We start from the raw sequence: 22,382 nt of genomic DNA on the forward strand, positions 1-22,382 counted from the left end.
CAGGATCAGACGCGCGGCGAGGAATTGGCGAAGAACACGCCATGCGGCGAGCGGCCGACCGGGATCAGCTTGACCACCTTGCGGGTCGCCAGGTCCACCACGGCCACTTTCTTAATCCAGCGCAGCGTGACCCACATGGTTTTCTTGTCGTCGGTGATCTCCATGCAGTCCGGGCCGCCCGGCACATTGATGGTGCCCACGTTTTCCAGCGTCTTCTGGTCGATGATGTTGATGGTGTTCGACACGCGGTTGGACACATAGGTCAGGCGGCCGTCGCCCAGCGCGCGGAAGTTGTGCGTGCCGTTGCCGGCCTTGATCTTCTTGACCGTCTTCTGGGTGCGCCAGTCGATCACTTCCACGTAGTCGCTGCCCATGATGCCAACCAGCAAATGCTTGTCGTCCGGCGTCATCGAAATGCCGGCCGGCAGCTTGCCTACCGGCAGCGTCCACTTGATCTGCTGGGTTTTCAGGTCGATGCAGCTAACCTGGTCGCTGCCCTGCTGGGTGATGAAGGCCATGGTGCTGGCCGCGTCGAACGCGATATGGCTGGGCAGCTTGGCCAGCGGCAGGCGCTTGGACAGCGTGAAATTCTTGCCGTCGAACTTGTAGATGTCGATGCGGTCCAAACGCAGCGAGGTCACCACGAACCACTTCTGGTCCGGCGAGAAGCCGATCTGGTAAGGGTCGAGGATGTCCTTGATGGTGCGCTGGGCCTGGCCGGTCTTGGGATCAAGAAACACCAGCTCATTGCCCACCGAGCTGGCCACGATCAGGGACTTGTTGTCCGGCGTGGCCATCAGGTGGTGCGGCTCCTTGCCGACGGGGAAGGTGGACAGGGTCTTGTAGCTGGCCTGGTCCAGCAGCTGGACGGTGGCGTCGCGCGAATTGAGCACGACTACCACGTTCGCTTGCGCCGAACTGAAGGCGGAAACCAGGCAGACACTGGAAAATACGATGCGGCGGAGACTGCGGAACATGACGTGAATCGCTTCTGAATAGCAAAACCCTATTCTAAGTGCAAACCGCCTCAAGTGAGGCGCAAATGGCGACAATAATGGTGGGGAATAGCGCCGAAGCGCGGCACCGACTACAATAAATGACTAAGCTAACCAAGAAAAGGAACATTATGTCCACTATCACCACCCCATCCGGCCTGCAGTACGACGACGTCACCGTAGGCGAAGGCGCCGAAGCCAAAGCAGGCCAGAACGTTACCGTTCACTACACCGGCTGGCTGCGCAACGACGACGGCAGCAAGGGTTCGAAGTTCGATTCCAGCAAGGACCGCAACGACCCGTTCGAATTCGCCCTGGGCGCCGGCATGGTCATCCGCGGCTGGGACGAAGGCGTGCAAGGCATGAAAATCGGCGGCACCCGCGTGCTGACCATCCCGGCCGACCTGGGCTACGGCTCGCGCGGCGCCGGCGGCGTGATCCCGCCGAACGCCACCCTGATCTTTGAAGTGGAACTGCTGGGCGTTTAAGCCCCGGGCTTTATCAGCGCAGCCAGGCGTTCTGCATGGCGTCCCGCTCGGCCGCCGCGTCCAGCGTGGCGCCGTTGCTGCGCTGTTCCACCACGGCCTGCACCGCCGCCGGCAGTTCGGCGCGGGCAGGCTTGTCCGCCGCCGCCGGATACTGCACCAGCACCGGCAGCCGCCATCCCCCCGCTCCCTTGCACGCCAGCCCCGCCAGTCCCTGCGCGCCCGCGCCGCCATTGGCCGTAAAGCTGCGGCAATATCCGCCGTCCACCGCCACATAGCTGCCCACGATGCGCACCGTGCCGCCGTACACGCCGCCCGCGCCGGACGGCGCCTGGTCCAGCGCCAGCGCCAGCCTGCCCTGCGCCAGCAGCGTTCCGTCGCGCCAGGCAACGCTGGGCGGCGCCTGCGGGTCCGGCTGCCAGTCGGCCAGGCCGAACTTGCCCAGCCCTACCCCCAGCGCCAGCACCGCCGCCAGCGCGCCCCATTCCAGCCACGACCAGCGCCAGCCCTTGCGCGCCTTGCGCGCGGCCTGCTGGGTGGCGGCGCGGGTGGCGCGCACAGCCGCCAGCTGCACCACGGTGGCGCCCCGGCGCGGCGCGGCCAGGCGCTGCCGGGCCGTCTGGAAACGGGCCAGGCGCTGCGCCAGCACGGCGTCGCGCAGCGCGGCCGCCTCCACGGCGCGCCGGGTTGCCTGGTCCAGTTCGCCGTCGGCGTATGCCATCAGGATGTCGTCCGAAAAGCTCATGATACGGTTCCTCGCTAGTTCCGATCATACCCCCACAGGCGCGGCAGGGGTAGCTGGCGTGACGCAAAATCGACGCAGGCCAACGCCCGTATGGCTTACTTTGGAAAATTCTGTCAGCAGATTCTTACTCCAGGCAATAATTATGTGCTAATCTGCGCGCTCTATTAACCAAGGAGGTAGTAATGAAAAAAGGCGAACTGATTGCAGAATTTGCTAAGCGTACCGAAATGTCGGGCGCAGCGGCCAACGACGCAGTGAACACTCTGATTGCCATCGTTACCGAGCGTCTGAAAAAGGGCGACACGGTCGGCATCACCGGCTTCGGCACCTTCTCCGTCGCCAAGCGTGCAGCACGCAAAGGCCGCAATCCTGCAACCGGCGAAGCGATCAAGATCGCCGCGTCCAAAACTCCGAAATTCTCCGCTGGCGCGACCCTGAAAGCGGCAGTGAACCCAGCCAAGAAGAAATAATCATTTCGGTGATTGGGTTGCCGGCCGGGCTTTAAGCCCGGCCATTTTTTTATGCGCAGCCGTCCATCAGCGCCAGCAGCACCAGTTTTTCGAACTCCGGCGCGAAGCGGCGGATGATGTTGTCCGGGTCTTTCACCAGCGCGTCGTCGGTCACGATGCCGAACTGCACCCCGCCGTTGTAGGACAAAATCGAGACGCCCACCCCGATATCGCCCGACTGCGGCACCCAGAACATGATCTGGTCCAGGCGGCTGCCGGCCAGGTAGAGCGGGCTTTGGGGCCCCGGCACATTGCTCATGACGGCGGTGGCCTTGCGCGCGAAGAAGTTCTGGATTTCGTTCTGCACCTGCTTGGGCGAGGCGCCCAGCACGCCCAGCACCGACATGGCCACCAGCGCCGTGTAGCTGCCCTTGAGCTCCGTCATGCGGCGCCGCACCTCCATCAGCCGCGCCACCGGATCGGCCACGCCCACCGGCAGCACCAGCGGCACCAGGCCGAAGGCGTTGCCCAGGCGCTGCTGGCGGCTGGCCTTGCGCAGGTTGACCGGCACCATCACGCGCACCTCGCAATCGTCCGCCACCTCGTCGCCGCAGTCCTTCAGGTAGGCGCGGATGGCGCCGGCCACGCTGGCCATCAGCACGTCGTTCACCGAGCAGCCGTAGGCCTTGCTGACCGCCTTGATCTCGTCCAGCGGCAGCGGCTCGCTCCAGGACACATGCTTCTTGCCGTTCGGCTTGCCCTTCAGGCGGGTGGCGCTGTCGTCGGCCATGGTGGTGAGCTTGACCGCGTCCGTGGTGAGCTGGGCGGCGGTCTGGCCGACGGCGGCCACGCGCCCGGCCACTTTGTCCAGGTCGGCCCACATGCTCATGGACTTGAGCAGCACCGACGAGGACAGGTCTATGGTCTTCACGCCGGCGGCGGTGATGGGGTTGAGGATCTGCTCCCAGGGATTGGCTTCGGCCTCGGCCACGGCGGCGGCGGCCGGCCTGGCGGGCTGCTCGTCCGGGTGCTGGCCGAACATGGACATGAACACGCCCACCAGCGCAATGCCGTCGGCGATGCAGTGGTGGATGCGCACGATCAGCGCCTGGCGCACCTTGCCGTCCTCGCCGATGCAGTTGTCCACCAGGTGCATCTGCCACAGCGGGCGCGCCGGGTCCAGCGGCTGCTGCGACAGCAGGCCCACCATGCGCTGCAGCGCCGCCTTGTTGCAGGCGCCGCCCTGGTCGTCCAGGCGGGTGTGGACCACGTGGTCGTCCAGGTCCACCTCGTCCTCCTCCCACCAGGAGCCGGCCAGGTCCGTCACCACGCGGCTGCGGAAGCGGCGGTAGGCCAGGAAGCGCGACTGCAGGGCCTCTTTCAGCCCGTCAACGCCGATAGCCTCGGCCATCATGGCCACGCCGACTATCATCATCTGGTTGCCTTCCGAGTCCATGCGCAGCCAGGCCGTATCCACGGTGGACATTTTTCTGCGGCCAAGCGCCGACAAGGCTTGTGACAGCATATTTGAGTTTCTCCTCTATAGTTTCAGGCCGAACGCGCCAGCACAGCATAAGTTTTGTATTATGTGGCTTCGGCACGGACGTGCGCAAAGTTACTTTAGTGATATTACTCTAGGAGAGTTTATGAGTCTGCAAGAACAATTCGATCAGGCGATGGCCGATTCCAAAAACCTTCCGGAGCGTCCGGACAATATGACCCTGCTGAAGATCTATGCGCTGTTCAAGCAAGGCTCGGCCGGCGACGTGGAAGGTTCGCGTCCAGGCTTCACCGACATGGTGGGCCGCGCCAAATACGACGCCTGGGCCAACCTGAAAGGCACCGCCCAGGACGAGGCCAAACAGCAGTACATCGACCTGATCGAAGAACTGAAGGCCGCATAAAACAAAAGCCCGCAGCAGCGGGCTTTCTTACAACCGGCGGCGCATCAGGCCGCGCCGAAAATCTTGGCCATCTTCTCGGCCGCCTTGCTCTGGATGACAGGCGCGAAGGCGCCGAACAAAAAGCCCAGCTTGATGAACATCTCGGCCTTGTGCTTGGTCAGCGTGAGCGTGCCGTTCACGCCGCTGCGCTCGAAGCGCAGCACGTCGCCGTCCCACTCGTATGCCAGGTCGAACTCCTCGGCCAGCTTCTCAGCGACCTTCTGCGCCGCGTCGCGGGCTTTTTTTGGCGTCAGGCTGTGTTCCTGAACGATATTGATGTCTGCCACGAATATTCTCTCCTTGATCTGGGGCGGGCGCCATTTTACAGCAGGCGGAACGCCAGTATGGCCACGACCGTCGGCGGCAGGGCGCCGAGCAGCAGGCCCAGCGGGCTGACGCAGCCGTCGCCGAAGTAGCGCTTGAGCAGCGCCATGCCGGCCGGATTGGGCGCGTTGGCGATCACCGTCAGGCCGCCGCCGGTCACGGCGCCAGTCACCAGCGCGTACTTGAAGTCATCGCTCAGGCCTTCCACCAGCGAGCCCAGGTAGGTCAGCGCGGCGTTGTCGGTGACGGCCGTCAGCGCGGTGGCGCCGTAGTAGACCGCGCTGCTGCTCATGCTCATCAACGCGCCCTGCAGCCACCACTGCTGCTGTCCGCCCAGCACCACCAGCCCGGCCAGGAAGAAGGCCACCATCAGGCCCTCGCGCAGCATCAGCCTGTCCTGGTGCCGCTCGTAGGCGTGCGCCACGCCGAGGAAGAACAGGAACAGGCCCATGAACACCGCGCTGTGGTGCGAAAACACCACCACGCCAGCCAGGAACAGCAGGTGCACCAGCACCAGCGCCGCCGGCACCGGCGCCTCCTTGACTTCGCCCGGACCGATGCCGTCGCTGGGGTCGTCCAGCCGGCGCAGCTCGCGCGCAAACAGCAGCGCGGCGGCCACCGCATTGAAAAACACGGCGGCGGCCGCCTTCCAGCCGATGTGGCTGAGCATGAACGCCGTGTCCCAGTTCCATTTGGCCGCCACCATCAGCACCGGCGGCGCGGCGAAGGGCGTGAGCGTGCCGCCTATCGAGACGTTGACGAACAGGACGCCCAGCGTGGCGTACTGCAGGCGCGGCGAAATGCCGGCGGCGAAAATGCGGCGCGCCAGTATCAGCGCGCCCAGCGTCATGGCGGCCGGCTCGGTGATGAAGGAGCCCAGCAGCGGCACCACGGCCAGGATCACGATATACGGCCCCATGCTGCCCGGCAGCGGCAGCGCGCGCGCCAGCAGGCCCACGCCGGCGGCCGTGGTCTGCAGGATAGGCCGGGTGGCGGCGATCACCATGATGACGAACACGAATAGCGGCTCGGTGAAGTTGCGCCCGTCCAGATAGGCGATGGCGCCGTCCCGTCCCTGCAGCGCGAACATGCACAGCACCAGCACCAGCGCCCAGAAGCCGAACACCACCTCCACCTCGCCCAGCAAATGCCACAGTCCGGCGTGCGCCGGGCGGGCGTGCGCCAGCCGCTCGAACAGCTTGGTGGAAAAAGTATGCGCAATGGCGACCGCGAACAGGGCCGCGCCAATGATGTCGATAGTGCCGGGTGCCACGCTGTCTCCTGTATGCCTGTGCTAGCGGCATTGTACGACAGCGCCGTTTGCGCAAACGCAAATGGCCGCAGCCCGCGCCGGGCCACACTCTGTAATCGGCGCGCATCCGGCCGCCGCTCTTTCGAACTGGAGAAGATTATGGAATCCGACGTCATAGAAACTGTGCTGACCCAGCCCAACCGCCTGCCGGTCGGCTATGTGCCGACCCCGTCCGCGCCGTACCGCGTGCACCGCAAGGCCGCGCAGGCCACCTTGCAGCCGGGGCGGCCTTGCCGCAACACCAACGGCCAGGCCGCGCCGGCCTTCCCGGCCGGTTCGCGCGTGCTGATCTGGAAGCAGGACCCGTCGGTGACCGAAATGGGCACGCGCAAGACCTTCCTGCCCGGCGTGATCCTGGAAGGCCCGCGCGACGCCCGCATCGCCAGCGGCGCGCCGGGCATCCCCTCGGTCAGCCCCAACACATTCGGCGACTTCATCATGCAGCCCAACACCGACCAGTTCGACGCCGTGCACACCTTCGCCGTGGTGCGCCAGACGCTGACCATGTACCAGCGCGCGCTGGCCACCGGCGGCGCCGCCGCGCCGCTGCCCTGGCAGTGGAACAGCGCCAGCAACACCAATCCGCTGCAGGTCTTCCCGCACGGCCTGCCGGACGTGATGAACGCCTACTACAGCCGCGACGAGCGCGCCCTGAAGTTCGGCGACTTCGTGCCCAGCGGCGCGAGCGAGCGCATGTACACCTGCCGCTCCTTCGACATCGTGGCGCACGAAACCGGACACGCGGTGCTGGACGGCCTGAAGCCGCGCTGGCTGCTGAGCAACAACCCGCCACAGACCGGCGGCCTGCACGAATCCTTCGGCGACCTGACCGCCATCTTCCTGACCCTGTCCCAGCTCGACCAGACCGAGGCCGTCATCGCCCAGACCAAGGCCGACCTGCACGACAAGACCTTCCTGGCCGACATGGCCGAACAGTTCGGCCTGGCGCTCGGCCGGCCCAACGGCCTGCGCAACGCGGACAACGACCTCAAGCTGTCCGAGGCCGGCAACGAGGTGCACGCCATTTCGCAGGTGTTCACCGGCGCCATCTACGACATCCTGGCCGACATGTTCGCGCACGAGCGCCACCCCGGCCTGGAGGACGACGCCGCCCTGCTGCACCGGGTGGGCGAATACCTGTGCGGCCTCGTGCTGCGCTCGCTGATGGCCGCGCCCGACCACAAGGCCACCTACGCCCACGTGGTGAACCAGATGCTGCGCATCGTGGCCGAGGACGGCAAGCCGGCCGAGTACGCCGGCTTCATCCGCGACCGCTTCAGCGTGCGCGAAGTGGTGATCGCGCCCGCCCATGCGCTCGAGGAGGAAGGGGCCGGCGCGCAGCAGGCCAACGGCGAAACGGCCGAACTGGCGCCCGCCGTGGAAGACCTGCCCGGCGCGCCGCAGGACAGGCGCGCCTGCTGCGGCACCATGAACAACGCCCAGTACTTCGAGCTGGAAGACGCGCTGGACCAGGAGCGCGCCGAGCTGGCGCGCTGGTGCCAAGGCTACGCCGCGCGCAACGGCGCGTGAAAAAGCGGCCGCTTGCGCGCCCCATTCGCCGCCCCATCCGCATTTGCTTATGCGCATAGTATCTAAGCTAAAACCGGCGGCGAATTGTGGCGGCGCGCAAATTACCTTAAAATACAGTGCTTTGCCGTGCGACCAACATAGATAGGACTGTCATGACCCACGTAGTTACCGAATCTTGCATCAGCTGCCGTTACACCGACTGCGTCGATGTTTGCCCGGTAGATTGCTTCCGCGAAGGCCCGAACTTCCTGATTATCGATCCGGACGAGTGCATCGACTGCGCGGTCTGCGTGGCGGAATGCCCGGTAAACGCGATTTTCGCCGAGGAAGACGTGCCGGCCGACCAGGTGAAATTCATCAAGATCAACGCCGAGCTCACGCACTGGCCGTCCATCACCAAGACCAAGGCGGCCCTGCCGGAAGCGGAACAATTCAAGGACGTCCAGGACAAGTTGCACCTGCTGAAGCGCTGATCCATCTGGTGAAATGGGGCCGCGCGCCGCGTGCCCCCAGCACCACACCTCGGACACTTCCTACAGAAAAGCAGCGGAAACGCTGCTTTTTTTGCTTTTTCTCCCGTATTATCTTTATATCCAGTGCCGTTATGCTGCACCGGCGTGCCTTGCCTATGGTCATCGCAAAGTGCTTTACGTCATGGTCAAATATCCTATAATGGGTTCATGATTCCACCCACCGGGGCGCCCAAGTCCCCGATTATTACCCAGGAATATTTATGCTTTACCAACTGCACGAAATGCAACGCACATTCCTGACGCCGCTGATGCAATGGGCGGACGCGTCTTCCAAACTGTTCAGCAACCCCGTCTCTCCCCTGGCGCATACGCCGTTTTCGCAGAGGATCGCAGCAGGTTACGAGCTGATGTACCGTTTGGGCAAAGAATACGAAAAACCGCCGTTCGGCATTGATAGCGTTACCGTCAACGGCAAAGAGACCCGCATCGTCGAGCACGTCGTGGTCAACAAACCGTTCTGCCGCCTGATCCATTTCAAAAAAGACCTGAGCGACAAGGAAATCCGCGCGCTCAAGCAGCCCACCGTGCTGCTGGTGGCGCCGCTGTCCGGCCACCACTCCACGCTGCTGCGCGACACCGTGTCCGCGCTGCTGCAGGAGCAGGACGTCTACATCACCGACTGGACCGACGCCCGCATGGTGCCGCTGTCGGCCGGACCGTTCCACCTGGACGACTATATTTTCTATGTCCAGGACTTTATCCGCCACCTGGGCCCGGACCTGCATGTGATTTCGGTCTGCCAGCCCACCGTGCCGGTGCTGGCCGCCATCGCGCTGATGGCCACCGCCAAGGACCCGAAACTGCCGAAGACCATGACCATGATGGGCGGCCCGATCGACCCGCGCAAATCGCCGACGGCCGTGAACAACCTGGCCACCGAGAAAAAGTTCTCATGGTTTGAAAACACCGTGATCTACTCGGTGCCGCCGAACTACCCCGGCTTCGGCCGCAAGGTCTATCCGGGCTTCCTGCAGCACGCCGGCTTCATCGCCATGAATCCGGGCCGCCACGCGCAGAGCCACCGCGAGTTCTATATGCACCTGGTGACGGGCGACGACGAGCCGGCGGAAAGCCACCGCAAGTTCTACGACGAATACAACGCCGTGCTGGACATGCCGGCCGAGTACTACCTGGACACCATCAAGACCGTGTTCCAGGACTTCTCGCTGCCGCAAGGCACGTGGAAAGTGGGCGGCCAGCTGGTGCGTCCGCAGGACATCACCAATGTGGCGCTGTTCACCGTGGAAGGCGAGCTGGACGACATCTCCGGCGCCGGCCAGACGCAGGCCGCGCACGAGCTGTGCGCCAACATCCCGGCCGACATGCAGCAGGACTTCGTCACGCCGGGCGCCGGCCACTACGGCATCTTCTCCGGCCGCCGCTGGCGCGAGATCGTCTGCCCCAAGATCAGCGAATTCATCCGCAAACACGGATAACAGCAAATCCCCGGCCCGCCCGGGGATTTTTTTGGCCTGCGCTCACGGCATCGGCAGCAGCGCCACCTCGTCGCCCATGCGGCGCCAATACTCGCGCTCGACGTTCCCCAGGTCAAACTCCCTGGCCGCCTCGTTGAAAGCCTTCTGCAGCTTCAGCCCCTCCGCATTGCGCTTAAAGCACACATGCACCGAGCGCTCCCTGAACAGCTGCTCGGAAAACACGACGCGCTCGCGCTCGGCCTTGCTGAACGGCCCCCTGGCCAGCAAATGGCGCAGCACCCGCTTCTCGATCACGATGGCGGGGTAGCGCCCGGTCAGCAGCTTGCGCAGATTGGTCTCGTCGTTCACGCCCTCCTCCGCCCGCAACTGCCCGGCGCGCGCCATGCCGTCAAACTGCTCGCCATTCGAATAACCCGCCACGGTGCCGATGCGCATCCCCTGCAAGTCCGCCAGCGCGGCGGCCTGCACCGGCGCGTCCTTCAGGTAAGCCAGCACATTCCGGGTGCTGCCGATGGAACTGGAAAAATGGCACAGCTTCTCGCGCTCGGGCGTGCGCCACACGGCCAGGAAACCGGCATAGCCCGGATGGTGCAGACCGATTTCCACGGTGCGCTTCCAGGGGAAGTAGTCGATCCGCGCCGTATAGCCGGCGCGCGCCAGCACCGCGTCCACAAAAGAGGCGGACAAACCCTGGCCGGGCAAGGCATTGGTGACAAAGGGCGCCCAGTCCTCGGCGGCGAAACGCAGCGGCGCCGGCGGTGCCGCCGGGGCAGGCGGACAAAACGCCAGCGCGGAAGCCAGCAGGACGGCCGCCAGCAAGCCGGCGCCCGGCCGCAACCGCTGCCCCCGCCTCATCGCTTCCCCCCCGCATGGTTCCCTATTCCGCATCCGGCTATGCTCCCACAAAATGTTACCGCTAGCAAACTGTTATTCCTAATTCGCAATTTTCCCCGCGCGCTGGAAGGTTTTTCCAGCCTGCCGCCCGCAGATATCGGATAATGGCATATTAACCGCCACCGATTTAGCCGTGCCAGACGCCGCGCCCCTCCCCCTCGCCGACCGCATTGAAAACGCCCTGCCGCAAACGCAGTGCACCAAGTGCGGCTATAACGGCTGCCGCCCCTACGCCGAAGCGATCGCCGCCGGCAATGCGGGCATCAACCAGTGCCCGCCGGGCGGCGCCGAAGGCATAGCGCGCCTGTCGGCCGTCACCGGCTACCCCGTCATCCCGCTCAACCCGGTCAACGGCCTGGAACGGCCGCGCGCGGTGGCCTATATCGACGAGGCGCTGTGCATAGGCTGCACGCTGTGCATCCAGGCCTGCCCGGTGGACGCCATCGTGGGCGCGGCCAAGCAGATGCATACCATCGTGCCGGAGCTGTGCACCGGCTGCGACCTGTGCGTGAACCCCTGCCCGGTGGACTGTATCGTCATGTTCCCGGTCACGGAGAGCACGGGCTGGCAGGCCTGGCCACAGGCCGAGGCCGACGCGGCGCGCGAACGGCACGACTTCCGCGCCATGCGTTTGCGCCGCGAAAGCGAAGAGAACGACGCGCGGCTGGCGGCCAAGGCCGTGGAAAAGATGAAGGCGGTGGAAGCGCTGGATCCGGGCACGGCGGCTGGCGAAGCGGAGAAGGAACGCAAGCGCGCCATTATCGCCGCGGCGATGGAGCGCGCGCGGCTGAAAGCCGAAGCGGCAAAGAAGGAAAAACCGGAATGAACGCCACTAATGAACGCCACTAAGCGCCACGAAATCTTCAGCCGCCTGCGCGCGGCCAATCCCTCCCCGAAAACCGAGCTGGAATATACGACGCCGTTCGAGCTGCTGATTGCCGTGCTGCTGTCGGCGCAAGCGACCGACGTGGGCGTGAACAAGGCCACGCGGCGCTTGTATCCGGTGGCGAACACGCCGCAGGCCATGCTGGACCTGGGGCTGGACGAGCTGACCGACTACATCAAGACCATAGGCCTGTACAAGACCAAGGCCAAGAACGTGCTGGCCACCTGCCGGATACTGGTGGATCAGCACGGCGGCGAAGTGCCGCGCACGCGCGAGGAACTGGTGCAGTTGCCGGGCGTGGGCCGCAAGACCGCCAACGTGGTGCTCAACACGGCCTTCGGCGAGATCGCCATGGCGGTGGACACGCACATCTTCCGCGTGTCCAACCGCACCGGCATCGCGCCGGGCAAGAACGTGGACATCGTGGAGGAAAAGCTGATGAAGTTCGTGCCGAAAGAATTCCTGCTGGACGCCCACCACTGGCTGATACTGCACGGCCGCTACACCTGCATGGCGCGCAAGCCGCAGTGCTGGAACTGCATCATCGCCGACCTGTGCGAGTACAAGGCCAAGACCCCGGTCCCGGCCGGGGTGTGAGCACTTACAGCAGGACCATATTGTCGCGGTGTATCAGCTCGTGGCCTTCGAGGTAGCCCAGCACGGACTCGATCTCGGCCGAGGGCTTGCGCTTGATCTTGCGCGCCTCCGCGCTGCTGTAGTTCGACAGCCCGCGCGCGATGGCGCTGCCGTCTTCGGCCACGCAGGTAATCACCGCGCCGCGCCCAAACTCGCCCTTCACGTCGATCACGCCGATCGGCAGCAGCGACTTGCCTTCCTTGCTCAGCTTCTGCACCGCGCCCGCGTCCAGCACCACCTGGCCTGCCGTGTGCAGATGATCGGCCATCCACTGCTTGCGCGCCGTCAGGTGCCCGGTCTGCGCCGACAGCTCGGTGCCGATGGCTTCGCCCCCGGCCAGCCGCGTCAGCACATTCTCCTCGCGCCCGAACGCGATCACGGTGTGCGCGCCCGACTTGGCGGCGCGCTTGGCCGCCAGGATCTTGGTCAGCATGCCGCCGCGCCCCAGGCTGGAACCGGCGCCGCCCGCCATCGCCTCCAGCGCCAGGTCGCCCGCGCGGCCCTGCGCGATCAGATAGGCCGACGGGTCCTTGCGCGGGTCCGCGCTGAACAGGCCGCGCTGGTCGGTCAGGATGATCAGCGCGTCGGCCTCGATCAGGTTGGCCACCAGCGCGCCCAGCGTATCGTTGTCGCCGAACTTGATCTCGTCGGTGACCACGGTGTCGTTCTCGTTGATGATGGGGACGATGCCCAGGCGCAGCAAGGTGGTCAGCGTGGAGCGCGCGTTCAGGTAGCGCTCGCGGTCGGCCAGGTCGGCGTGCGTCAGCAGCACTTGCGCCGTGCCCAGCTGGTGGGCGCGGAAGCTGGTTTCGTAGATCTGCGCCAGGCCCATCTGGCCCACGGCGGCGCAGGCCTGCAGTTCGTGGATGTCGGTGGGGCGGGCTTCAAAGCCCAGGCGCAGCATGCCCTCGGCGATGGCGCCCGAGCTGACCAGCACCACCTCCTTGCCCAGCGCGCGCAAGGCGGCGATCTGGGCGGCCCAGCGCGCGATGGCGGCGTGGTCCAGGCCGCGCCCGTCGTTGGTGACCAGCGAGGAGCCGACCTTGATGATGATGCGGGTGGATTTCTGTATGACGGAATTCATGATGCGGCGGTTCTCATTTCAATCAACTCGATAGTCCCGGCGCGCGCTGCGCTGCCAAGTCGTGCCTTGCTTGATTTTCGAAGGGCGGGTTGCCCTGCCTTGCCGCAGACAGTGCCAGCCCATGGTGGCGGGCCGGCACTGTTGATGGGAATGCAAATCAGCGAATAGCTGATTATGCCGTTGTTGCAGAGTTATTGCGAGTTACTGAATCTCAGTTGCAACTCAATCAAGGATTTCACTCCATGATCTTGAAGCGCGGATCGTCCGGATCGATCGAGGAAATGCCGCGCGCCTCTTCCGTCATCTGGGTTTCCTCGGCACGCTGTTCGCTGTGCTTCACTTTCTCCAGGTGCATATAGATGGCGTTGACCAGTTCCTGCGTGCCCTCGTGGCTCAGCGCGGAGATCTCGAACACCGGTCCCTTGAAACCGAACTTCTTGACGAAATCCTTCACGCGCTTGACGCGCTCGGCTTCCGGTATCACGTCCAGCTTGTTGAGCACCAGCCAGCGCGGCTTGTCCACCAGCGCCTCGTCGTACTTCTTCAGTTCCTTGACCAGGGCCTTGGCTTCCTTGACCGGATCGGCGGCGTCCTCGAACGGGGCCAGATCCACAATGTGCAGCAGCAGGCCGGTACGCTGCAGGTGGCGCAGGAACTGGTGGCCCAGGCCGGCGCCTTCGGCGGCGCCTTCGATCAGGCCGGGAATGTCGGCGATGACGAAGGATTTTTCATGCGACACGCGCACCACGCCCAGGTTAGGGTGCAGCGTCGTGAACGGGTAATCGGCGATCTTCGGCTTGGCGTTGGACACGGCCGTGATGAAGGTGGACTTGCCGGCGTTCGGCATGCCCAGCAGGCCGACGTCGGCCAGCACTTTCAATTCCAGGCGCAGCTCGCGGCGCATCCCTTCCTTGCCTTCGGTCTTCTGGCGCGGCGCACGGTTCGTCGACGTTTTGAAGTGGATATTGCCCCAGCCGCCCTCGCCGCCCAGCGCCAGCAATTCAGTCTGGCCGTGCTCGGTCATGTCGGCGATGATGTCGCCGTTGACTTCGTCGATGATCAGGGTGCCCACCGGCATGCGCAGGTAGATATCATCCGCGCCCTTGCCGTAGCAATCCGAGCCGCGTCCCGATTCGCCGTCCTTGGCGCGGTGCATTTTCGAATAGCGGTAGTCGACCAGGGTGTTGACGTTACGGTCCGCGATGGCCCAGATGGAGCCGCCTTTGCCGCCGTCGCCGCCGTCAGGACCGCCGAAGGGGCGGAACTTCTCACGGCAGAAAGAGGCGCAACCGTTACCGCCACTGCCGGCGATGACTTCAATTCGTGCTTCGTCGATAAACTTCATAATGTGCCGCCATAAAACTAAAAAGGCTCTACCGTTGGCAGAGCCTTTCGATTGAAGGCTTGCGCCTTACTTTGCGTTAGTAGCGCGAATTACGCTGCTACTACGGTCACGAACTGGTGCGAGTCCGGGCCTTTGACAACAAACTTCACCTTGCCGTCCACCAGGGCGAACAGGGTGTGGTCTTTGCCGGTGCCTACGCCTTCGCCAGCGCGCACTGGAGTGCCGCGTTGACGAATGATGATGCCGCCAGCATTGATCGATTGACCGCCGTACACTTTAACGCCCAGGCGTTTTGATTCCGAGTCGCGGCCGTTGCGGGTTGTGCCGCCGCCTTTTTTGTGTGCCATTTATTAGCTCCTAAATTAGCTGTAGTTAAAGACGACGATTAGCCGTTGATCGAAACGATCTGGATTTCGGTGTAGTTCTGGCGATGGCCTTGATGCTTCTGGTAATGCTTACGACGACGCATTTTGAAGATCTTGACCTTGTCGTGACGACCTTGGGAAACTACTTTCACCTGAACCGTAGCACCTGCGACCAGGGGCGTGCCAAACTTGATGGCTTCGCCCTCGCCAACCGCGAGTACTTGATCGATGGTGAGTTCGGAACCAATGTCAGCAGGTATCTGTTCTACTTTGAGTTTTTCGCCAGCGACAACTTTATACTGTTTGCCACCGGTTTTTATGACCGCGTACATGATTTGAAACCTCATCAAATGTTAAAAGAATCCTCCGCTGCGTACCGCAGAACAACAGTGTGGAACGGGGAGAACCTGCGATTATACACAAACTGAAAATTTGCGTCAAAGAGTATTCCAAATTCCTGGCGAGCATGGTATGTCGGCAATATTGCCGTCCGGCGCAGGCGCCCGGGTTGCCAAGCCGACATCCCCTATGGCAATCGCCACCACAGCCGGGGCATGACGTATAATCGCGGCACTTCACTCACCCTTGCAGGTTTGCCTTGTCTGCCGCTACCCAACACGCCAACTCCAACACCATCACCCAGACCATCGCCGCCGATATGGACGCGGTGAATCTGGTGATCCGCCAGCGCCTGCACTCGGAAGTGCCGCTGGTTAACCAGATTGCGGAATATATCATCAGCGCCGGCGGCAAGCGCATCCGTCCCGTGCTCGTGCTGCTGGTGGCCAACGCCTACTCCTATCAAGGCGCGGCCCACCACGAGCTGGCCGCCGTGGTCGAATTCATCCACACCGCCACCCTGCTGCATGACGACGTGGTGGACGAATCGTCGCTGCGCCGCGGGCGCGCCACCGCCAACGCCCTGTTCGGCAACGCCGCCTCGGTGCTGGTGGGCGACTTCCTGTACTCGCGCGCCTTCCAGATGATGGTATCGCTCAACAGCATGCGCGTGATGCAGATCCTGTCGGACGCCACCAACGTGATCGCCGAAGGCGAAGTGCTGCAGCTGCTCAATATGCACGACCCGGACGTGAGCGAGGAGCGCTACCTGCAAGTGATACGCTCCAAGACCGCCAAGCTGTTCGAAGCGGCGGCCGAGCTGGGCGCGCTGATCTCCGGCGCCAATGACGAGCAGATCGCCGCCGCCGGCGAATACGGCCGCTCGCTGGGCACCGCCTTCCAGCTGATCGACGACGTGCTCGACTACGCCGGCGACGCCGCCGAAATCGGCAAGAACGTGGGCGACGACCTGCGCGAAGGCAAGCCCACCCTGCCGCTGATCTGGCTGATGAGCCACGGCACCGAAGCGCAGCGCCAGCTGGTGCGTTCCTGCATCGAGAACGGCGACGAGCAGCACTTCGACACCATCCTGGCCGCCATCACCGGCAGCGGTGCGCTGGACTACACCCGCCGCGCCGCCGAAGTGGCCGCCGAGCGCGCCGCCGACGCCGTCTCCGGCCTGCCCGCCAGCGTCTACAAGGACGCCCTGCTGCAGCTGGCCCGCTTCGCCGTCGACCGCACCCACTAAGCGCCAGGCTTGCCGTAAAAACAAAAGGGGTCAGGGTTAGTTTTCCCGCATGGGAAAACCAACCCTGACCCCTTTGTGGTTTTGGGCTACAGGATGTCGTGGACCAGTGCGGGCGGACGGCACAGGCGCACGCCCTTGGGGGTGACGACGAAGGGGCGGTTGATGAGGCTGGGATGCGCCATCATCGCGTCCAGCAGAGCGGCGTCGTCCAGGCTGGCGTCGGCCAGCCCGAGTTGCTCGTACAGCTCGCCCTTGTCGCGCATGGCGCCGCGCACCGTCAGGCCGGCCTGCAAAATCAGCTCTTGCAGGCGCGCGCGCGTGGGCGGCGCGCTCAGGTAGTCGATGATCTCGGGTTCGACGCCGCTTTCGCGTATCAGCGCCAGCGCGCCGCGCGAGTTGCTGCAGGCATTGTTGTGGTAGATGGTGATGGCCATGGCCGCCTCCTGTGGTTCGTTGAGGCGGCCATGCTAGGCGATACGGGACGGCCGCGCAAGCACCCGTCCCGCCGCCGGCTCAGAAGCGCACGAAATTGCTGTCGTCCGGCTCGGTCTCCGTGACCAGGGTGCGCGTGCTGGGCGTGGCCCGGCCGCGCACCGGCGCGGCGGCGGCGCGGCGCGGCGGCGGCCGCCGCTCGCTGCCTTCCACCCGGAAGAAGGCCACCGCCTGCTGCAGCTGCTCGGCCTGGCCGCTCATCTCCTCGGCGGTGGCGGCCAGCTCTTCGGAACTGGAGGCGTTCTGCTGGGTGGTCTGGCTGAGCTGGCCTATCGCGGAGTTGATCTGCGCCACGCCGCTCGATTGCTCCTCGGACGCGGCCGTGATCTCCTGCACCAGGTCGGAGGTTTTCTTGATGCTCGGCACCATCTCGTCGAGCAGCTTGCCGGCTTTTTGCGCCAGCTCCACGCTGCTGCCGGCCACTTCGCTGATCTCCTGCGCCGCCACCTGCGAGCGCTCGGCCAGCTTGCGCACCTCGGCCGCCACCACCGCGAAGCCCTTGCCGTGCTCGCCCGCGCGCGCCGCTTCGATGGCCGCGTTCAGCGCCAGCAGATTGGTCTGGTAGGCGATGTCGTCGATAATGCTGATTTTCTTGGCGATCTGCGTCATCGCTTCCACCGTGGATTTCACGGCCGAGCCGCCCTCGGCGGCCTGGGCCGAGGCCTGGCCGGCCATGCTGTCGGTCACCTTGGCGTTCTCGGTGTTCTGCGCGATGGAAGCCGTCATCTCTTCCACCGAGGCGCTGGTTTCCTCCACGCCCGCCGCCTGCTCGCTGGCGGCCTGCGACAGCGACTGCGCCGTGGCGGAGATTTCTTCGGAGGCGCTGGCCAGCGCCTGGGCGCCGCTGCTCACCTCGGTCAGCACCGAGGACAGCTTGTCTATCATGGTTTTCATGGCGAACAGCAGGCTGGCCTTGTCGCCGGGACGCAGGTCGACCTGCACCATCAGATCGCCGCGCGCCACTTCGTTGACGATGCGCGCCGCATAGGCCGGCTCGCCGCCGATCTGCTGCAGCAGCTTGTCCACCATCTGCTTCATCGAATACAGCAGGCTGCTGGTGTCGCCCGGCCGCAACTGCACGTCGACCGCGAAATTGCCTTGCGCCACTTCGTGCACGATGCCGGCAGCGTAGGCCGGCTCGCCGCCCAGCTGGCGCAGCACGCCGCGCAGTATCATCCAGCCTATGCCCACCAGCAGCAGCAGCGCCAGCGCGGCGGCGCAGTACATCAACATGAGCGCGCGGCTGGATGACTCTTCGGCCTTGGCCACGGCGGCGGTGCCGTATTGCTCGTTGAGTTCGACCACTTTGCCCAGCGTGGCTTCGGCCGCGTTGAACAGCGGACGCTGCGCGGTCAGTTCCTGGTGCATGGCGGCGAACGCGTCCTTGCGCTTCTCGGCGCTGCCTGCGCGGCCCACCTCGAGCGCCAGCTGGTCGTAGCGCGTATCGGCCGCCTTCCACGCGTCCCACTCCTTGACGAACTGCTTCCAGATCACCGCCTCCTCGGTTTCCTGCGGCAGCGCGTCGTAGATTTTCCAGGCCTTGTCCACGCGCGCGGCGAACTCCTGCTTGCGCTTGAGCAGCCGGTCCACTTCGGCGAACTCGTCGGGATAGGCCGCCACCGCGTCGATGGCGCGGCTGGCCGAGCGCAGCGCCGTCATGCCCTGGTTGATGGTTTGCAGGCTGAGCACGGAGGGCAGCTTGTTGCGGCCCACGTCGTCCAGCATCACGCGGTCGTGCTGCATGCCGCGTATGCCGATGGCCATCACGATTAGCAGGGCCAGCAGGCTCACGCCCACCAGGGTGATCAGCTTGGCGCGCACCGTCATGTTGTTGAGCATAAATCCTCCTTAGGCGGGCACGGCGGCAACCTGCGCCATCGCTTCCAGTTCGGATACGGACAGCACCTGGTCGGTGTTGAGCAGGATTACGAACTTGCCGTTGACCTTGCCCATGCCGGCGATGAATTCGGCGCGGATGCGGGCGCCGAACTGCGGCGCCTTTTCAATGTCGGCCGGCGGGATGTCGATCACGGCGTTGACCGCATCCACCATCACGCCCACCACCTGCTGCTCGCCGTCCGCGTCGATCTCGACGATGACGATGGCGGTGCGCTTGCCGATCTGCGTGGCGGGCCGGCCAAAGCGCGCCGCCAGGTCCATCACCGGCACCACCGCGCCGCGCAGGTTGATCACGCCGCGCACGCACTCGGGCATCAGCGGCACCGTGGTCAGGCCTTCATATTCGATGATTTCCTTGATGGCCAGGATGCCGATGGCAAACACTTCGCCGCCCAGCATAAAGGTGAGGAACTGGGCCGACTCCTGTACTGCGGCCGGCGGCGTGCCCCGGCCTGCTTGCACCATTGCTGTCATGATGGTCTCCTTGTTGGATGGGGTTCAGGCGGCCAGCTGCGGCGTGTCGGCAGCACCGCCGCCGCCGCCGCGCCCGACGATGGCCGGCACGTCCAGGATCAGCGCCACCTCGCCGCTGCCCAGGATGGTCGAGCCGCTGATGCAGCGCAGCTGGCTGAACATGCGCCCCAGCGGCTTGATGACGGTCTGGAATTCGCCGTGCAGCGCGTCCACCACCAGGCCGATGCGCTGGCCCTGGTGCTTGACCACCACGATGCTCTCGCGCCGCGGCGGCGGCGTGCTGACGCCGAACAGCGAACGCAGCCGGATGAAGGGCAGCACCTGGCCGCGCAGATTGGTGTAGTCGTGCCCGGGCTCGGCGGCGAACTCGATGCATTCGTCTATCATGTCCAGCGGCACCACGAAGGTGGCCGTGCCCAGGCCGACCAGGAAGCCGTCGATAATGGCCAGCGTCAGCGGCAGGCGCACGGTGACCGTGGTGCCCAGGCCCGGCGCGCTGTCGACCATGACGGTGCCGCGCAGCGCGGTGATGTTGCGCTTGACCACGTCCATGCCCACGCCGCGCCCGGACAGATTGGTGATGGCGGCCGCCGTGGAAAAGCCCGGCTCGAAGATCAGGCCGTAGATTTCCTGGTCGCTCAGCTTGCGGTCCGGCTCGATTAGCCCGCGCTCGATGGCCTTGGCCAGGATGCGCTCGCGGTCCAGGCCGCCGCCGTCGTCGCTCACTTCGATGACGATGCTGCCCGAGTCGTGGAAGGCGTTCAGGCGCACGGTGCCGCGCAGCGGCTTGCCGCGCTCGGCGCGCAGCTCGGCCGGTTCGATGCCGTGGTCGATGGCGTTGCGCACCAGGTGCGTCAGCGGGTCGCCGATTTTCTCCACCACGGTCTTGTCCAGTTCGGTGTCCTCGCCGCTCACGGCCAGGCCGATGTCCTTGCCGATTTCGCGCGCCACGTCGTGCACCACGCGCTGGAAGCGGTTGAAGGTGGCGCCGATTTTCACCATGCGCAGCTGCAGCGCCGAATCGCGCACCTGCTCCACCAGGTCGCTCAGCATGGAGGTGCATTCGAGCAGCTCGCTGTTGCGCACCTGGCGCGCGATCAGGTTGGCCGAGGCGCCTACGATGATGAGCTCGCCCACCAGGTTGATCAGCAGGTCCAGCTTGTCGGCGTCGACGCGGATGGAGCGGCTCTCGGTGGGCTTGGGATCGGCGCCCTGCTTCTGCTTGCTCAGCGCGGCCTCCACCATGGCCGGCTCGGCCGTGCCCTGCCCCACCAGGATGGCGCCCAGCGGGGGCGCGGCGGCCGGCGAATGGCCGGCGGCGGCCTGCACCTGCAGCGCCGCGTCCAGCTCGCGCTGCGTGATGCAGCCGCAGCGCACCAGGATGTCGCCCAGCAGCGCCTTCTGCTCGGGCAGCTCGCGGATCAGGCGCACATACTCCTCGACCCGGCTGCGCGGCGGCAGGATGTGCAGCGTGCAGGAGTCCTGCACGAATTCGAACACGCCTTCGATGGCGGCCTTGTCGGCCTCGGTTTCCAGCGCGATTTCAAAACCCAGGTAGCAGGTCTCGGGGTCCATCTGCTCGGCGGCGGGAATGGCGTCGGCGAGCGTGACGATGCCGACGATGCGGCCGATCTGGCCCAGGTAGCGGATAAAGGACAGCGGGTCCATGCCGTCGCGCAGCACGTCGGGACCGAAGCGCAGCGACAAATGCCAGGCGTCGCTGGAACCGCCCGGTTCGCCCATGCGCTCCACGCCGGGATGGTCTTCCGCCACCAGCGCGCCGCCTTCGCCGTGGCCGCCGTGTCCGCCATCATGGTGGCCGCCGTCGGCCGGCTGGCCCATCTGCACGCGCAGCTGGGCGATCAGCGGCTTGCCCTCGGCCAGCATGGCGGCGTCGGCCTCGGTCTGGCCGGCCGCCAGCGCCGTGATCATGCCCGACAGGTGGTCGCAACAGGACAGCAGCAGCACGATCAGCTCGTCGCTCAGCGCCAGCTTGCCGTCGCGCACGTCGTCCAGCAGGCTTTCCACCACGTGGGTGAATTCCACGATATGGTCCAGGCTGAACAGCCCGGCCGAGCCTTTGATCGTATGGGCCGCGCGGAAGATGGCGTGCACCGCCTCGTCGCCCCCGCCCTCGCCGGAGTGACCCGCGTTGAGCAAGGCATTCTCCATGTCCTCCAGCAATTCCCGGCTTTCCAGGATGAAGGTTTGTAGCGCCAGGTCCAAGTCCATCGTCTTGCCTCCAGAGCGGGTACGGCGGTGCGGGGGGAGTGCCCAGTGATGCGCTGAGTGATCTACTTAATGATCCTTGCGCGGGGCCATCAGCAGGGCGTCGCCGAACCAGGCGCCCAGGTCCAGCAGTTCAAACACGTCCAGCACGGCCGGGCTGTGGCCGCTGAGGCGCAGCTCGCGCTTGTCGGCGCGCGCGGTCTGCTTGGCCAGCATCAGCACCTGCAGGCCGGCGCTGTCGACTTCGGTCACGCCGGCCAGGTCGACCTCCAGGCTGGTGCTGCGCTGCAGCTCGCCCAGCAGCAAGGTCTTCAGGTCCGCCGCGCGGTAGATATTCAGTTCGCCGTCGATGGCGATGCGGGCCGCGCTCACGGCAGCACCAGCTTCTGCACCGCCCCCAGCAGCACTTCCGGCTTGAAGGGCTTGACCACCCAAGCCTTGGCGCCGGCCGCCTGGCCTTCGCGCTTTTTCGCCTCCTGCGACTCGGTGGTCAGCATGATGACGGGAGTGAACTTGTAATTGGGCAGCTGCTTGATTTCCTTGACGAAGGTAATCCCGTCCATATTGGGCATGTTGACGTCGCACACCACCAGGTTGACCTTCTGTCCGGTCAGCTTGGACAGCGCATCCATGCCGTCGCGCGCTTCGATCACGTCGTAGCCCGCGCTTTTCAGCGCAATGCCGACCACCTGCCGCAGCGAGGCCGAATCGTCGATGACCATGATGGTTTTTGCCATA

25 protein-coding genes are annotated in these 22,382 nt (G+C 65.0%); 9 read left to right on the forward strand and 16 right to left on the reverse strand.

Translation table 11 applies throughout. The features are described 5' to 3' along the window. Positions 1-5 precede the first annotated feature (5 nt). Entirely contained in the window at positions 6-977 is a 972-nt protein-coding gene (locus tag AC07S4_RS07845; RefSeq protein ID WP_494986105.1) for a YVTN family beta-propeller repeat protein, read from the reverse strand. A gap of 149 nt (positions 978-1,126) precedes the next feature. Here AC07S4_RS07845 and AC07S4_RS07850 point away from each other — a divergent pair, with 149 nt between their 5' ends. After that, a complete protein-coding gene (locus AC07S4_RS07850; RefSeq protein WP_494986106.1) occupies positions 1,127-1,483 on the forward strand; it encodes an FKBP-type peptidyl-prolyl cis-trans isomerase in 357 nt (118 codons plus the stop codon). A gap of 13 nt (positions 1,484-1,496) precedes the next feature. On the opposite strand, the gene AC07S4_RS07855 is transcribed toward AC07S4_RS07850, so the two are convergent. After that, positions 1,497-2,225, reverse strand: a complete 729-nt coding sequence (locus AC07S4_RS07855) for a hypothetical protein (protein ID WP_494986107.1) — start codon at positions 2,223-2,225, stop codon at positions 1,497-1,499. A gap of 182 nt (positions 2,226-2,407) precedes the next feature. Between AC07S4_RS07855 and AC07S4_RS07860 the strand changes: the two genes are divergently transcribed. Continuing rightward, positions 2,408-2,695: an HU family DNA-binding protein gene (locus tag AC07S4_RS07860; protein ID WP_132136728.1), complete on the forward strand. Its 288-nt coding sequence runs from the start codon at positions 2,408-2,410 to the stop codon at positions 2,693-2,695. A 49-nt stretch (positions 2,696-2,744) separates the two neighbouring features. Here AC07S4_RS07860 and AC07S4_RS07865 read toward each other — a convergent pair whose 3' ends face one another. After that, the gene (locus AC07S4_RS07865; protein ID WP_494986108.1) at positions 2,745-4,160 is read right to left on the reverse strand and encodes a wax ester/triacylglycerol synthase family O-acyltransferase; all 1,416 of its coding nucleotides are present in this window, start codon (positions 4,158-4,160) and stop codon (positions 2,745-2,747) included. Positions 4,161-4,320: 160 nt separating this feature from the next. On the opposite strand from AC07S4_RS07865, the gene AC07S4_RS07870 reads away from it, so the two are divergent. Then, positions 4,321-4,578, forward strand: a complete 258-nt coding sequence (locus tag AC07S4_RS07870) for an acyl-CoA-binding protein (RefSeq protein WP_494986109.1) — start codon at positions 4,321-4,323, stop codon at positions 4,576-4,578. 44 nt (positions 4,579-4,622) lie between these two features. On the opposite strand, the gene AC07S4_RS07875 is transcribed toward AC07S4_RS07870, so the two are convergent. Together AC07S4_RS07875 and AC07S4_RS07880 are read right to left on the reverse strand one after the other, a co-directional pair. Further along, positions 4,623-4,904 carry a polyhydroxyalkanoic acid system family protein gene (locus tag AC07S4_RS07875; protein WP_494986110.1) on the reverse strand — a complete coding sequence of 94 codons (282 nt, stop codon included), beginning with the start codon at positions 4,902-4,904 and terminating at the stop codon, positions 4,623-4,625. A gap of 35 nt (positions 4,905-4,939) precedes the next feature. Then, positions 4,940-6,214, reverse strand: coding sequence for a putative Na+/H+ antiporter (locus AC07S4_RS07880; RefSeq protein ID WP_494986111.1), 1,275 nt, complete (start codon positions 6,212-6,214; stop codon positions 4,940-4,942). 138 nt (positions 6,215-6,352) lie between these two features. Between AC07S4_RS07880 and AC07S4_RS07885 the strand changes: the two genes are divergently transcribed. The 3 genes from AC07S4_RS07885 to AC07S4_RS07895 all read left to right on the forward strand — a co-directional run bounded on the left by AC07S4_RS07885 (position 6,353) and on the right by AC07S4_RS07895 (position 9,752). Beyond that, positions 6,353-7,783 (forward strand): hypothetical protein, encoded by a 1,431-nt coding sequence (locus AC07S4_RS07885; RefSeq protein ID WP_494986112.1) that lies wholly within the window; start codon positions 6,353-6,355, stop codon positions 7,781-7,783. A gap of 152 nt (positions 7,784-7,935) precedes the next feature. Next, positions 7,936-8,256 carry a ferredoxin FdxA gene (gene fdxA / locus AC07S4_RS07890; protein ID WP_161072494.1) on the forward strand — a complete coding sequence of 107 codons (321 nt, stop codon included), beginning with the start codon at positions 7,936-7,938 and terminating at the stop codon, positions 8,254-8,256. A gap of 260 nt (positions 8,257-8,516) precedes the next feature. Further along, a complete protein-coding gene (locus tag AC07S4_RS07895; RefSeq protein WP_494986113.1) occupies positions 8,517-9,752 on the forward strand; it encodes a polyhydroxyalkanoate depolymerase in 1,236 nt (411 codons plus the stop codon). 42 nt (positions 9,753-9,794) lie between these two features. Here the strand turns inward: AC07S4_RS07895 and AC07S4_RS07900 are convergent, their stop codons facing one another. Then, positions 9,795-10,571, reverse strand: a complete 777-nt coding sequence (locus AC07S4_RS07900) for a substrate-binding periplasmic protein (RefSeq protein WP_494986114.1) — start codon at positions 10,569-10,571, stop codon at positions 9,795-9,797. A 208-nt stretch (positions 10,572-10,779) separates the two neighbouring features. Here AC07S4_RS07900 and rsxB point away from each other — a divergent pair, with 208 nt between their 5' ends. Continuing rightward, positions 10,780-11,472: an electron transport complex subunit RsxB gene (rsxB, locus tag AC07S4_RS07905; protein WP_494986115.1), complete on the forward strand. Its 693-nt coding sequence runs from the start codon at positions 10,780-10,782 to the stop codon at positions 11,470-11,472. A 9-nt stretch (positions 11,473-11,481) separates the two neighbouring features. Further along, entirely contained in the window at positions 11,482-12,129 is a 648-nt protein-coding gene (gene nth, locus AC07S4_RS07910) for an endonuclease III (RefSeq protein ID WP_494986116.1), read from the forward strand. Positions 12,130-12,133: 4 nt separating this feature from the next. Here nth and proB read toward each other — a convergent pair whose 3' ends face one another. From proB to rplU, 4 genes are all read right to left on the reverse strand, one after another. Beyond that, the gene (proB, locus tag AC07S4_RS07915) at positions 12,134-13,252 is read right to left on the reverse strand and encodes a glutamate 5-kinase (RefSeq protein ID WP_494986117.1); all 1,119 of its coding nucleotides are present in this window, start codon (positions 13,250-13,252) and stop codon (positions 12,134-12,136) included. 235 nt (positions 13,253-13,487) lie between these two features. Next, the gene (obgE, locus tag AC07S4_RS07920) at positions 13,488-14,597 is read right to left on the reverse strand and encodes a GTPase ObgE (protein ID WP_494986118.1); all 1,110 of its coding nucleotides are present in this window, start codon (positions 14,595-14,597) and stop codon (positions 13,488-13,490) included. A gap of 89 nt (positions 14,598-14,686) precedes the next feature. Continuing rightward, a complete protein-coding gene (rpmA, locus tag AC07S4_RS07925; RefSeq protein WP_161072501.1) occupies positions 14,687-14,944 on the reverse strand; it encodes a 50S ribosomal protein L27 in 258 nt (85 codons plus the stop codon). A gap of 38 nt (positions 14,945-14,982) precedes the next feature. Further along, positions 14,983-15,294, reverse strand: coding sequence for a 50S ribosomal protein L21 (gene rplU, locus AC07S4_RS07930; protein WP_057153473.1), 312 nt, complete (start codon positions 15,292-15,294; stop codon positions 14,983-14,985). Between the two features lie 266 nt (positions 15,295-15,560). On the opposite strand from rplU, the gene ispB reads away from it, so the two are divergent. Then, entirely contained in the window at positions 15,561-16,550 is a 990-nt protein-coding gene (gene ispB, locus AC07S4_RS07935; RefSeq protein WP_494986119.1) for an octaprenyl diphosphate synthase, read from the forward strand. A gap of 86 nt (positions 16,551-16,636) precedes the next feature. Here the strand turns inward: ispB and arsC are convergent, their stop codons facing one another. The 6 genes from arsC to AC07S4_RS07965 form a co-directional block, all read right to left on the reverse strand. Next, positions 16,637-16,984: an arsenate reductase (glutaredoxin) gene (arsC, locus tag AC07S4_RS07940; protein ID WP_494986120.1), complete on the reverse strand. Its 348-nt coding sequence runs from the start codon at positions 16,982-16,984 to the stop codon at positions 16,637-16,639. Between the two features lie 79 nt (positions 16,985-17,063). Then, positions 17,064-18,881: a HAMP domain-containing methyl-accepting chemotaxis protein gene (locus tag AC07S4_RS07945; protein ID WP_494986121.1), complete on the reverse strand. Its 1,818-nt coding sequence runs from the start codon at positions 18,879-18,881 to the stop codon at positions 17,064-17,066. Between the two features lie 9 nt (positions 18,882-18,890). After that, positions 18,891-19,415: a chemotaxis protein CheW gene (locus AC07S4_RS07950; RefSeq protein WP_161072505.1), complete on the reverse strand. Its 525-nt coding sequence runs from the start codon at positions 19,413-19,415 to the stop codon at positions 18,891-18,893. A 24-nt stretch (positions 19,416-19,439) separates the two neighbouring features. Then, on the reverse strand, positions 19,440-21,647 hold the full coding sequence (locus AC07S4_RS07955) for a chemotaxis protein CheA (protein ID WP_494986122.1): 2,208 nt from the start codon (positions 21,645-21,647) through the stop codon (positions 19,440-19,442). Between the two features lie 66 nt (positions 21,648-21,713). Then, positions 21,714-22,016, reverse strand: coding sequence for an STAS domain-containing protein (locus AC07S4_RS07960; protein WP_494986123.1), 303 nt, complete (start codon positions 22,014-22,016; stop codon positions 21,714-21,716). Continuing rightward, positions 22,013-22,381, reverse strand: coding sequence for a response regulator (locus AC07S4_RS07965; RefSeq protein ID WP_107876323.1), 369 nt, complete (start codon positions 22,379-22,381; stop codon positions 22,013-22,015). Before AC07S4_RS07965 ends, AC07S4_RS07960 begins: the two co-directional genes overlap by 4 nt. Between the last annotated feature and the right edge of the window lies 1 nt (position 22,382).

This window comes from Pseudoduganella sp. GW821-FHT05F09 (assembly GCF_059419605.1).

Coding starts and splice junctions, on each gene's coding strand:
- AC07S4_RS07845 (WP_494986105.1), bottom strand. CDS start 977: ATGTTCCGCAGTCTCCGCCGCATCGTATTTTCCAGTGTCTGCCTGGTT.
- AC07S4_RS07850 (WP_494986106.1), top strand. CDS start 1,127: ATGTCCACTATCACCACCCCATCCGGCCTGCAGTACGACGACGTCACC.
- AC07S4_RS07855 (WP_494986107.1), bottom strand. CDS start 2,225: ATGAGCTTTTCGGACGACATCCTGATGGCATACGCCGACGGCGAACTG.
- AC07S4_RS07860 (WP_132136728.1), top strand. CDS start 2,408: ATGAAAAAAGGCGAACTGATTGCAGAATTTGCTAAGCGTACCGAAATG.
- AC07S4_RS07865 (WP_494986108.1), bottom strand. CDS start 4,160: ATGTCCACCGTGGATACGGCCTGGCTGCGCATGGACTCGGAAGGCAAC.
- AC07S4_RS07870 (WP_494986109.1), top strand. CDS start 4,321: ATGAGTCTGCAAGAACAATTCGATCAGGCGATGGCCGATTCCAAAAAC.
- AC07S4_RS07885 (WP_494986112.1), top strand. CDS start 6,353: ATGGAATCCGACGTCATAGAAACTGTGCTGACCCAGCCCAACCGCCTG.
- fdxA (WP_161072494.1), top strand. CDS start 7,936: ATGACCCACGTAGTTACCGAATCTTGCATCAGCTGCCGTTACACCGAC.
- AC07S4_RS07895 (WP_494986113.1), top strand. CDS start 8,517: ATGCTTTACCAACTGCACGAAATGCAACGCACATTCCTGACGCCGCTG.
- nth (WP_494986116.1), top strand. CDS start 11,482: ATGAACGCCACTAAGCGCCACGAAATCTTCAGCCGCCTGCGCGCGGCC.
- proB (WP_494986117.1), bottom strand. CDS start 13,252: ATGAATTCCGTCATACAGAAATCCACCCGCATCATCATCAAGGTCGGC.
- obgE (WP_494986118.1), bottom strand. CDS start 14,597: ATGAAGTTTATCGACGAAGCACGAATTGAAGTCATCGCCGGCAGTGGC.
- rpmA (WP_161072501.1), bottom strand. CDS start 14,944: ATGGCACACAAAAAAGGCGGCGGCACAACCCGCAACGGCCGCGACTCG.
- rplU (WP_057153473.1), bottom strand. CDS start 15,294: ATGTACGCGGTCATAAAAACCGGTGGCAAACAGTATAAAGTTGTCGCT.
- arsC (WP_494986120.1), bottom strand. CDS start 16,984: ATGGCCATCACCATCTACCACAACAATGCCTGCAGCAACTCGCGCGGC.
- AC07S4_RS07945 (WP_494986121.1), bottom strand. CDS start 18,881: ATGCTCAACAACATGACGGTGCGCGCCAAGCTGATCACCCTGGTGGGC.
- AC07S4_RS07950 (WP_161072505.1), bottom strand. CDS start 19,415: ATGACAGCAATGGTGCAAGCAGGCCGGGGCACGCCGCCGGCCGCAGTA.
- AC07S4_RS07955 (WP_494986122.1), bottom strand. CDS start 21,647: ATGGACTTGGACCTGGCGCTACAAACCTTCATCCTGGAAAGCCGGGAA.
- AC07S4_RS07965 (WP_107876323.1), bottom strand. CDS start 22,381: ATGGCAAAAACCATCATGGTCATCGACGATTCGGCCTCGCTGCGGCAG.